Origin of the sequence: Corallococcus exercitus, assembly GCF_003611585.1 — a bacterium.
In the GTDB taxonomy this organism is placed as follows: Bacteria; Myxococcota; Myxococcia; order Myxococcales; family Myxococcaceae; genus Corallococcus; species Corallococcus exercitus.
Genome location: NZ_RAVW01000088.1, coordinates 17,811 through 27,818, shown reverse-complemented (window position 1 = coordinate 27,818; position 10,008 = coordinate 17,811). Strand labels below are relative to the sequence as shown.

Below are 10,008 nucleotides of genomic sequence, written 5' to 3'. Positions count from 1 at the left end.
GGGTGGGGTGGTGGGGCCGTTGAGGGAGGTGCGCGCGGCGTTCGGGCCGGATGGTTCGGCGCTGAGGATCCCGCAGGAGCTGGAGGAGCACCGCTTCCTGGCGGCGCGGCCGGTGGAGCTGCTCACGGACGTGCTGGCGGACGAGGCCGCGCGGGCGCCGGCCTTCGGCCTGGACAATGCGTTGCGGCTGCCGTTCCGCGTGGCGGCGAAGACGGGGACCAGCCGGGCGCACGTGGACAACTGGGCGGCGGGCTTCACGCGCGAGCGCACGGTGGCCGTGTGGGTGGGCAACTTCGACGGCACGCCGATGCGCGGTGTGTCTGGCATCACGGGCGCGGGCCCGGTGTTCGCTCGGGTGATGTCGCTGGCGATGGCGGGCATCCGCGCCGCGCCGCTGGTGGACCGCAGCCACTTCGAGTCCGCGGAGATCTGCCCGCTGTCCGGCGAGCGCGCGGGACCGAACTGCCCCGGAGCGATGAAGGAGGTCTACCTGCCGGGCACGGCGCCGCGCCACGAGTGCAAGATGCACCGGAGCGACGGCGCACTGGACGTGGGCCCGGCGTACCTCGCGTGGGCGCAGGCGGAGGGACTGGCCTCCACGTCGGTGAGCGCGGAGGGCGGGCCGGGCACGCAGCCCGGCTTCATCCTGCCGGCGAACGGGGATGAGTTCCTGGTGGAGCCGCAGCTGCCTGAAGGCGCGCAGGCGGTGCCGGTGCGCGTGATGGCGCCGCAGGGAGCGAAGCTGCTGGAGCTGCGCACGGACGACGGCCGCCGCATCGAACTGCGTCCGCCCTTCGTGACGCGGCTGCCGGCGGTGGAAGGGGAGCGCCGACTGGAGCTGTGGGCGCCCGGTGGCTCCGAGCCGCTGGCGGTGACGCGGTACCGCGTTCGATGAACGCGGCGGGCGTGGCCGTGCTGATCGCCGCGCTGGTGGCGGGCAATGGGTCCGCTGCGGTGCCCGTGGCACCTGCCCGCATGGCGAAGCTGAAGCCCGCGGCCGATACACAGGTCGACGTCCGGATCCTCTCCAAGCACCGGCCCGCGCGGTTGCGGCTGGAGGGTCCTCGCTCGCTGGAGGTCGTGGCTTCGGGGAACACGCTCGTCGTGGAGGGCCGGCCACAAACGAGCGTCCTTCGGCTGGACGCGGGCCGCTGGCATGTCCGGGGCCGGGGCGTGGACCGTCGCTACGAGGCTTCACTGTCGCTGGAGGCCCGGGACGGGGAGCTGATCGTCGTCGCCACCTTCGCGCTGGAGACCTACGTCGCAGCGGTCACCGCCAGCGAGACGGAGGTCGACACCCCCTTCGAAGCGCTCCGTGCCCAGGCCATCACCGCCCGTAGCTACGTGCTCGCTTCCGGCAAGCGGCACGACGAGGCCCGGGCCTGCGACCTCACCCACTGCCAGGTCCTTCGCGGCGAGGGCTTCGCTCGCCACCTGCTCCGCGCCCGCGATGCCGCCCGCTCCACCGAAGGCATCGTGCTGCACCTGTCCGATGGCGCCATCGCGCTCGCGCCGTTCCACGCAAGCTGCGGCGGACACACGGCCGAGCCCGTGGCCGTGTTCGGTGCCCCGGACCTCACCGGCGCCGCCGCCGTGCCGGACCGCTGTCCCGCGTCTCCGTGGCGCGCGGTCGTGCCTCGCGCGCTGGTGTCGGCCGCCGCGGCGGATGCGCTCGGCGGCCCCGCGCAGGCGGCGGATCTGCTGCTGGATCGGGACTCCAGCGGCGCGGTGGTGCGCATCGTGGACCGCGCTTCGGGACGCGATGCGCGCGGGGATGCCTTCTTCCGCGCACTCGGAGCCCGCGCCGGGTGGGATCGGATCCGCAGCGCGCGTTTCTCCATGACGCTTGGCGGAGACCAGGCACTCCTCGAAGGGCAGGGCCATGGTCACGGCGTCGGTCTCTGCCAGGCCGGCGCGGCCCTGCTCGCACGGCAGGGCTGGACCGCGGAGCAGGTGCTCGCGCACTACTTTCCGCGCGCCCTCCCCGGGAAGCTCGCGGACAAGTGAACGCGAGGGCCGCGAAGCCCCTCCAGCTCGCAGTCGTCCGCGAAGGTGACGGCCCTCCAGGGGCTCTCCCCCGGGCTCACCGTGAGGGCTTATCAGCACCCGCTGTGCTCCGTATCGATTGCCCCAGAGCCCTCAGCCCCGCGCGGTCCGGTGGGGAGGTGGCTTCGCGCACCGGCGGTCCCGGTGCGGGACCCGACCGGGAGGCATCACATGGCGTTCAATCTGATCGAGGCAGTCGGCTCACAGTTCATGCAGAAGGGATTGCTCCAGAAGATCAGCGGCTCGCTGGGCGAGGACCCGCAGGCGACCACCAAGGCGCTGCCGGGCACCATCGCCGCCGTGGCCGCGGGCGTCGTGGATCAGGGCGGCAACGAGGCCGGTGCGCACCGCCTGCTGTCGAAGCTCAATGAGGGCGGCTTCACCGGACCCGACGCGCCCTCGCGCGCCGTTGACTCCGGTGGTGTCGGCGAGGGGCTGCTGGACGAGGAGGAGCGCGGGAAGGGGATGCTGAGCGGCATCTTCGGCAACAAGCTGGGGGCCGTCACCGAGGGGATCACGCGCTTCGGCGGGATGCGCAACCCCGGCTCGGCGACGCGGCTGCTGTCCCTGGCCGCGCCCATGCTGATGGGGGTCCTGGGCCGGCAGGTGCGCGACCAGCGCATGGGTTCATCCGGGCTGATGCAGTTGCTCAACGGCCAGCGCAACAACATCGCCGCCGCGCTGCCAGCGGGGCTGGGCGGCATCCTGGGCTTCGGCGGTGCGCGCCACGTGGTCCCGGAGGTCATTGAACCCCACCGCGAGGTGTCGCAGGTCCGTGAGACGGGCCCCGTGCGCGAGGCCCACACCGTGCGAGAGACGACGCCCCGGCAGACCTACAACCGTCAGCCGGAGCGCAAGAAGAGCATCGCGGGCTGGGCTGTTCCGCTGGCCCTGCTCGCCCTGGTCGTGCTCGCGTGGGGCGCCTTGCGCGGACGCAGGAACGAGCGCGCCCGGGCTCCGCAGGTGACGCGCACCACAACGCAACCTGATCAGAACCGCGTCGCGCAGCCCGCGCCGGCCGTGCAGCCGACTCCGCCCGCGACGGGCGGCTCTGGCACGGTGGGGAATGAAGGCACCGGCGGCTCCGGAACGCAGCCGGTCGGAAGCGCCAACGTGGCGCAGGACGCGGGCACGGGCGGCTCCGGCGCGGTGGAGAGCTCCAGCATGGCGCAGGATGCGGGCACTGGCGGCTCCGGCGCGGTGGAGAGCTCCAGCATGGCGCAGGATGCGGGCACGGGCGGCTCCGGCGCGGTGGAGAGCGAGAGCTCCAACGTGGCGCAGGACGCGGGCACGGGCGGCTCCGGCATGGCGCAGGACGCGGGCACGGGCGGCTCCGGAACGCAGGAGGGCGAGGCGACCGGCGGCTCCGGCCAGGAGAAGATGCGCGTGAGCGATCCCAACAGCTTGCGTGAGGCCATCGAAGGCCCGAGCGCGGCGCGGGGCATCGTGCTGGAGGGCGTGGAGTTCCGCACGGGCTCGTCGCAGATCACCTCGAAGAGCAAGAGCATGGTGGACGAGCTGGGCAACGTGCTGAAGCAGCAGACCGGCACGCGCGTGCGCATCAAGGGCTACACGGACTCCACCGGCAACGCGGACGCCAACCGCCAGCTGTCGAAGACCCGCGCGGAGAGCGTCCGCCGCGAGTTGGTGCGCGACGGCATCCCGCAGGACCGCATCGAGGTCAGTGGCGAGGGTGACGCGGATCCCATCGCCTCCAACGACACCCCTCAGGGCCGCGTGCAGAACCGCCGCATCGAGGTGCAGGTGCTCGGTCAGTGATCCCCCGGGCACGCGGTCCCGGCGGCGTCCGGTCCCCACACAAGGGCCGGGCGCCGCTGTCTACGTCACGGCGGACGGCTCCGGCCGGTGCAGCGGCTCGCCCAGCAGCTCCGCCAGGTCGAACGCGTCCAGCAGCGCATGGCCCTGGAGGTCGTTGTTGAAGAAGACCCAGGCCGTCCGCCCCGAATCGCGCCAGGCGTTCAAGTCCTCCGCCACCCGTCGCAGCGCGCGGCGCCCATAGCGGCCCTCGTAGCGCCCGGAGGTGCCGTGGAAGCGCAGGTAGCGGAAGCCGCCGGTGGGGTGGGGCACCGGCACGTCCACGAGGTCGTGCTCGCACACCGCCGCGCCGTACGCCTCCAGCACCGCGAGCACCTCCGGGTGGTACCAGGCCGCCTGCCGGAACTCGAAGACGTGCTGCACGCCGCCCGGCAGGTGGGCGAGGAAGCGCTCCAGCCGCTCCGGATCCGCCTTCGTCATGTGGGGCGGCAGCTGCCAGAGGATGGGCCCCAGCCGGCTGCCCAGCCGCAAGACGCGCGAGTGGAAGAGCGCCACGCCCTCGCCCACCTCCGTGAGGCGCTTGAGGTGCGTGAGGAAGCGGCTGCCCTTGCAAGCGAAGCGGAAACCCGAGGGCACCTGCTCGCGCCAGCCGTCCACGGCGGACTCCGTGGGCAGGCGGTAGAACGTGGCGTTGAGCTCCACGGTGGAGAACACGCGCGCGTAGTAGGGGAGCCAGCGGCGGGCCGGCAGCCCGTCCGGATAGAAGAGCCCCTTCCAGTGCTTGTAGACGTACCCGCTGGTCCCCAGGTGGATGGCCGCCATGGGCTGGAGGATGGGCATGCACGCCCCACGTGGCCGCGCCCTGTCCACCGCGTTACACCTCCCGGAAGTTCTCCTCGTGGCTGGCCCGCGCTAACGCCTCGCGTCAGGGCTTCACGCTTGACCCTGCTTTCACCCACCCTCTAGAAGGCCCGCGACCCATGGCGACTCCCGACCGCTTCCCCCTCCCACAGGTCTCTGAAAGCACCCGTAAACCCGAGTGGTTGAAGGTGCGCCTGCCGCATGGCGAGGGCTATGAGCGGGTGAAGGCCATCGTGAAGCGGGTGGGGCTCTCCACGGTGTGCGAGGAGGCCCGCTGCCCGAACATCGCCGAGTGCTGGGGCGGAGGCACCGCCACGGTGATGCTGATGGGCGAGGTCTGCACGCGCGCCTGCCGCTTCTGCCACGTGAAGGTCGGGGCGCCCCCGCCGCTGGACCCGATGGAGCCCATCCATCTGGCACAGGCGGTGAAGGAGATGAACCTCGAGTACATCGTCGTCACGTCGGTGAACCGCGACGACCGTCCGGACGGGGGCGCCAGCCACTTCGCGTCCGCCATCCGGGAGCTGCGCAAGGAGAGCCCGCGCACGCTCGTGGAGGTCCTCATCCCGGACTTCAAGGGCAAGGAAGAGGACCTGGCCACGGTGACGGAGGCGAAGCCGCACGTGGTGGCGCACAACGTGGAGACGGTGGAGCGGCTGACGCCCACGGTGCGCGACCGCCGCGCCACGTACCGCCAGTCCCTGCGCGTGCTGGAGTACCTCAAGAACCGCCCGGAGAAGGTCTACACCAAGACGTCCGTCATGGTGGGCCTGGGTGAGACGGACGCGGAGCTGGAGCGCACGTTCCAGGACCTGCGCGACGTGGGCGTGGACGTGCTCACGCTGGGCCAGTACCTCCAGCCGTCGCAGTACCACCTGCGCGTGGAGCGCTTCGTGACGCCCGCGCAGTTCGAAGCCTACAAGACGCTGGCGGAGTCCTACGGATTCCTCTACGTGGCCTCCGGGCCGCTGGTGCGCTCCAGCTACCGCGCCGCCGAATTCTTCATGAAGGGCCTGATGGAGCGCGAGCGCGTCGAGCGACTCGGCTGACCGGACGCACCCCTTCCCCAACCCAGAGAGAGACACTCCCCCTCATGGCGACTTTCGAATTCAAGCTCCCGGATCTCGGCGAAGGCGTGGCGGAGGGCGAGCTCGTCAAGTGGCACGTCAAGGAGGGCGACCGGGTGAAGGAAGACCAGGTGCTCTGCGAGGTGATGACGGACAAGGCCACCGTCACCGTGCCCAGCCCCCACGCCGGCCGCGTCGTGAAGACGCACGGCCGTGAGGGCGACATGGCGAAGGTGCACCAGCTGCTGGTGACGATGGAGATGGAAGGGAGCGCTCCCGCCGCGGCAGCCCCCGCCCATGGCGCCCCGGCGTCGCACGGCGCTCCGGCTTCGAGCCCCGCGCAGGCGGCTGCGCCCGCGGCTCCCGCTTCCGCCACGAAGGTGCTGGCCACGCCCGTCACGCGCCGCATGGCGCGTGAGCACGGCCTGGACCTGGCGGAGATCTCCGGATCGGGGCCGCAGGGCCGCGTGACGAAGGCGGACGTGGTGGCGGCGCTGGAGGGTGGCGGCGGCGCGCCGAAGAAGAACGAAGTGGCGGCTCCCACGCCCCAGGCCGCGCGTCCGGCGGCGCCGCCCGTGTCCTCGGGCAAGGGCGACGAGCGCATCGCGCTGCGCGGGCTGCGCAAGAAGATCGCCGAGAAGATGGTGCGCTCGAAGTTCACGATGCCGCACTTCGCGTTCGTGGAGGAGGTGGACGCCACGGACCTGGTCGCGCTGCGCACGCGGCTCAACAGCCAGCTGGCGGCGGCGGGAGACGGCACGAAGCTGACCTACCTGCCGTTCATCGTGAAGGCGACCATCGCGGCGATGAAGAAGTTCCCGCACCTCAACGCCAACTTCGACGAGTCGACGCAGGAGTTGGTGGTGCGCGGCGAGTACAACATCGGCATCGCGGTGGCCACGCCGGACGGCCTCACGGTGGCGGTGGTGCGCAACGCGGATCAGCTCACGCTGGGCGAGCTGGCGAAGGAGATCTCCCGCCTGAGCGTCGCGGCGCGCGACCGCAAGCTGAAGATGGAGGAGCTGACGGGCGGCACCTTCACCATCACGTCGCTGGGGCAGAGCGGCGGCCTGTTCGCCACGCCCATCCTGAACCACCCCGAGGTGGGCATCCTGGGCGTTCACAAGCTGAAGAAGCGCCCGGCGGTGAAGAACGACCAGGTGGTCGTCCGGGACATGATGAACCTGTCGCTGTCCTGCGACCACCGCGTCATCGACGGCGACGTCGCGGCGAGCTTCGTGTACGAGATCATCAAGTACCTGGAAGCGCCGGACCTGCTGTTCCTCGCGATGGCGTGAGGACACGCGTCGCGGGCTCGCCCGACCGCTCCTGCTCCGGGGGGCGGCCGGGACGCGGGGGACTTCCGGAACAGCAACGCTGAAGGCGGGCATCCGCGATGGCCGACAATCCCCGTGAGTTGATCCGCGCCGCGCAGACCGCCGAGCTCCAGGGAGACCGCGCGCGAGCGGCGGAGTGCCTGGAGCAGGCCGCCGCCCTCTACCAGCGCTCCGGACACACCTCGCGCGCCTCCCAGCTCCTGCGGCAGGCGCGCCAGTTGAAGGCCCGCGCCCCGGACGTGAGCCCCGCCTTCACCGCGGCGATGGCGGGAGGCAAGGACGCGATGTCCTTCCGCGCGGTGGGCTGGAGCGACGCGGCGTCCGCCGCGTTCAACGACAAGGCCGACGCCGTGGTTCACACGCTGGGGGCCCACGAGGACCCCACCGTGACCGGCGGCAAGCCGCTTCCCGCCGAGCCTGGCCTGCCCAGGCTCGCCGGAAGGATCGCCGCCATCGGAGCCCCGTCCCCGGCCGAGGCCGTCACCCTGCATGACGGGCCTCCCGCCACGAGCACGCCCGAGGCCGACGGCCCGCGTGCGGAGAGGGAGACCCCCGCTTCTGGCGAACAACGGCACTCGACCGCGAGCCCGGCCGCTGGTGCATCCAGCGATGCCTTGCGGCCTTCCATGGATGGTGCTGCTTCTGGCGGCCAGCGGCACTCGACCGCTGCCGCATCCGGCGATGCCACGGGGCCTTCCTCGGATGGAACCGCTGCCGCCAGCACGGATGGCCAGCGCAGTGCCCCTGACGGCGACGTCGTCGTCCCGGGCGGCCTGCTGCTTCCTCCCGAAGAGGACGAGTTCATCCCGGCTGCCGGGCTGCTGCGTGCTTCGGGCGCCGGGGACGTCGTCGTCCCCGGAGGTCTCCTGCGTCCGCCGGACGAGGACACCTCCCCCGTGCACGCCGAACCGGCACGGGGCCGGCGACGCGAGAAGCGCATCATCGAGCGGGGTCCCACTCGCGCGGATCCCGCCCTGGATGCGTGGTGCTCGTTCTGCTGCCGCCCCCGGGGCGAGGTGGGCGACCTGGTGGCGGGCCCGGCGGGTGCGTTCATCTGCAAGAGCTGCCTGGGCGAATCCCAGGGCCTCCTGGGCGACGTCGTCCCTCCGCCCCCCGTGCGCAAGCCCGTCGTGGAGGAGCCGCGCGCGGGGACCGTGGAGATGGTGGGCCACGACGAGGTGAAGACCCTGCTGGAGCGCACGCTCCAGGCGGGCGCGCGCTGCCTGCTGCTCGTAGGCCCGGAGGGCTGCGGCAAGAGCCTCTTCTTCCAGTCGCTCCAGCGGCGCGGCCAGGGCGTGCTCACGTCCGTGGAGGCGCTGGAGTCCACGCCGGGCACGGAGCCGCTCCTCGTGGAGGACGTGGACCGCCTGGAGTCCGGCGTCCAGGCCGCGCTGGCCGCGTTCCTCTCCATCCACCGGGAGCGCGCGGTGGTGATGAGCGCTCGCGGCGCGGTGTCGTCCCTGGGCCTGTGGGTGCGAGGGGAGGGCGGCAGCCTGCCCGTGCCCACCACCGCGGGCATGATTGAGGCGGTGCAGGGCCTCGTGCCGGTGTCCCTGCTGGAGCGCGTGCAGGTGCTGCTCCCGGTGCGCCGCCCCACGGTGCCGGAATTGGTCGAGGTGGCCCGCCGCTCCCTGGCCCTGCGCCAGCCGGCGGTCACGCTGTCGGAAGAAGTCCTGGGCGCGTTCGCCGCCGAAGCGGTCCGCTCCCCGCGCGCGGGGCATGAGCTCCAGGCGCTCCTGTCGCGAGTCTACGCGGGCAGCTGGAGCCTGGAGGCGGCGCAGACGCCCGCCGCGCCATCCCACAACCCACGAGGGGGGCGAAAGGGATCACCATGAACACGCTCACCGTCTTCCGCCTGGGCCGGGTGGAGTACGAGGACGGACTGAAGCTGATGCACCTGTTCGGCGAGGCCCGCCTGCAGGGCCTCATCGGAGACGCGCTGCTGCTCCTGGAGCACCCGCCCGTCCTCACGCTGGGCCGCGCCGCGAAGCGCGAGAACATCACCGCCACCGACGCGCGCCTCGCGGAAGAGGGCGTGGAGGTGTTCGACACCAACCGGGGCGGCGACGTCACCTATCACGGCCCGGGACAGGTGGTGGGCTACCCCATCCTCTTGCTGCCGGAGGACCGCCGCGACGTGCGCCGCTACGTGCGCGACGTGGAGCGCGGCCTCATCCAGACGCTCGCGGGCTTCGGCCTCACGGCGGGCGCCATCCCCAAGTGGCCGGGCGTGTGGCTGGGGCATGAGGGCTCGCCGGACGCGCGGAAGATTGGCGCCATTGGCGTGCACCTGTCGCGCTGGCTCACCACGCACGGCTTCGCGCTCAACGTGAACACGAACCTGGAGCACTTCCAGCTCATCGTCCCGTGCGGCATCCGCGAGGCGGGCGTCACGTCCATGCAGCGCGAGCTGGGCCACCCCGTGCCCGTCCCTGACGTGGAGAAGGCGCTCGCCCGCGAGTTCACCCAGGTCTTCGGCGCACGGCGCGTGGACGGCACGGTGGACCTGCGCACGGTGAGCGTCGCCGTGGTGCACGGCCGCGGCCCCGAAGCGCGCGTGCTGCTGCTGCGCCGGACGCCGGAGCGTGGCGGCTTCTGGCAGACGGTGACGGGGCGCCTGGAGCCGGGCGAGTCCCCCGCGGAGGCCGCCCGCCGCGAGGTGGCGGAGGAGACGGGCCTCCAGCTCCCCGTCGTGGACCTGGCCTACCGGCACGCGTTCGCGCTGGGGGAGACGCTGCCGCCGAAGCTGGTGGAGGAGCACGGCTTCGCGGTGCACGCCGCGCCGGACACCCAGGTGCGCCTGGGCCCGGAGCACGACGCATTCGAGTGGGTGGACGTGCCCACCGCCCTCGCGCGGCTGCCCTTCCGGGGCCTGCGCGAGACGGTGACCCGGGCGCTCGACGCGCCCAGGCCGTGACAGC

At 72.4% G+C, this 10,008-nt stretch carries 7 protein-coding genes and 1 pseudogene; 7 read left to right on the top strand and 1 reads right to left on the bottom strand.

Annotation, left to right across the window (positions count from 1 at the left end):
- From D7W79_RS13645 to D7W79_RS13635, 3 genes and pseudogenes are all read left to right on the top strand, one after another.
- Nucleotides 1–895 (top strand): annotated as a pseudogene (locus tag D7W79_RS13645) (penicillin-binding protein 1C); the annotation flags it as partial.
- A gap of 11 nt (nucleotides 896–906) precedes the next feature.
- A complete protein-coding gene (locus D7W79_RS13640; RefSeq protein ID WP_158616959.1) occupies nucleotides 907–2,007 on the top strand; it encodes a SpoIID/LytB domain-containing protein in 1,101 nt (366 codons plus the stop codon).
- Nucleotides 2,008–2,217: 210 nt separating this feature from the next.
- Nucleotides 2,218–3,825 (top strand): OmpA family protein, encoded by a 1,608-nt coding sequence (locus tag D7W79_RS13635; RefSeq protein ID WP_120525810.1) that lies wholly within the window; start codon nucleotides 2,218–2,220, stop codon nucleotides 3,823–3,825.
- Nucleotides 3,826–3,885: 60 nt separating this feature from the next.
- Here D7W79_RS13635 and D7W79_RS13630 read toward each other — a convergent pair whose 3' ends face one another.
- Nucleotides 3,886–4,662: a DUF72 domain-containing protein gene (locus tag D7W79_RS13630; RefSeq protein ID WP_244221757.1), complete on the bottom strand. Its 777-nt coding sequence runs from the start codon at nucleotides 4,660–4,662 to the stop codon at nucleotides 3,886–3,888.
- Between the two features lie 140 nt (nucleotides 4,663–4,802).
- Here D7W79_RS13630 and lipA point away from each other — a divergent pair, with 140 nt between their 5' ends.
- The 4 genes from lipA to lipB all read left to right on the top strand — a co-directional run bounded on the left by lipA (nucleotide 4,803) and on the right by lipB (nucleotide 10,004).
- Entirely contained in the window at nucleotides 4,803–5,732 is a 930-nt protein-coding gene (lipA, locus tag D7W79_RS13625) for a lipoyl synthase (RefSeq protein WP_120525808.1), read from the top strand.
- A gap of 44 nt (nucleotides 5,733–5,776) precedes the next feature.
- Nucleotides 5,777–7,048 (top strand): dihydrolipoamide acetyltransferase family protein, encoded by a 1,272-nt coding sequence (locus tag D7W79_RS13620; RefSeq protein ID WP_120525807.1) that lies wholly within the window; start codon nucleotides 5,777–5,779, stop codon nucleotides 7,046–7,048.
- A gap of 98 nt (nucleotides 7,049–7,146) precedes the next feature.
- The gene (locus D7W79_RS13615; protein ID WP_120525806.1) at nucleotides 7,147–8,922 is read left to right on the top strand and encodes a ClpX C4-type zinc finger protein; all 1,776 of its coding nucleotides are present in this window, start codon (nucleotides 7,147–7,149) and stop codon (nucleotides 8,920–8,922) included.
- Entirely contained in the window at nucleotides 8,919–10,004 is a 1,086-nt protein-coding gene (gene lipB, locus D7W79_RS13610; protein ID WP_120525805.1) for a lipoyl(octanoyl) transferase LipB, read from the top strand. The genes D7W79_RS13615 and lipB overlap by 4 nt, the downstream gene beginning before the upstream one ends.
- Nucleotides 10,005–10,008: the final 4 nt, after the last annotated feature.

Coding starts and splice junctions, on each gene's coding strand:
- D7W79_RS13635 (WP_120525810.1), top strand. CDS start 2,218: ATGGCGTTCAATCTGATCGAGGCAGTCGGCTCACAGTTCATGCAGAAG.
- D7W79_RS13630 (WP_244221757.1), bottom strand. CDS start 4,662: ATGCCCATCCTCCAGCCCATGGCGGCCATCCACCTGGGGACCAGCGGG.
- lipA (WP_120525808.1), top strand. CDS start 4,803: ATGGCGACTCCCGACCGCTTCCCCCTCCCACAGGTCTCTGAAAGCACC.
- D7W79_RS13620 (WP_120525807.1), top strand. CDS start 5,777: ATGGCGACTTTCGAATTCAAGCTCCCGGATCTCGGCGAAGGCGTGGCG.
- D7W79_RS13615 (WP_120525806.1), top strand. CDS start 7,147: ATGGCCGACAATCCCCGTGAGTTGATCCGCGCCGCGCAGACCGCCGAG.
- lipB (WP_120525805.1), top strand. CDS start 8,919: ATGAACACGCTCACCGTCTTCCGCCTGGGCCGGGTGGAGTACGAGGAC.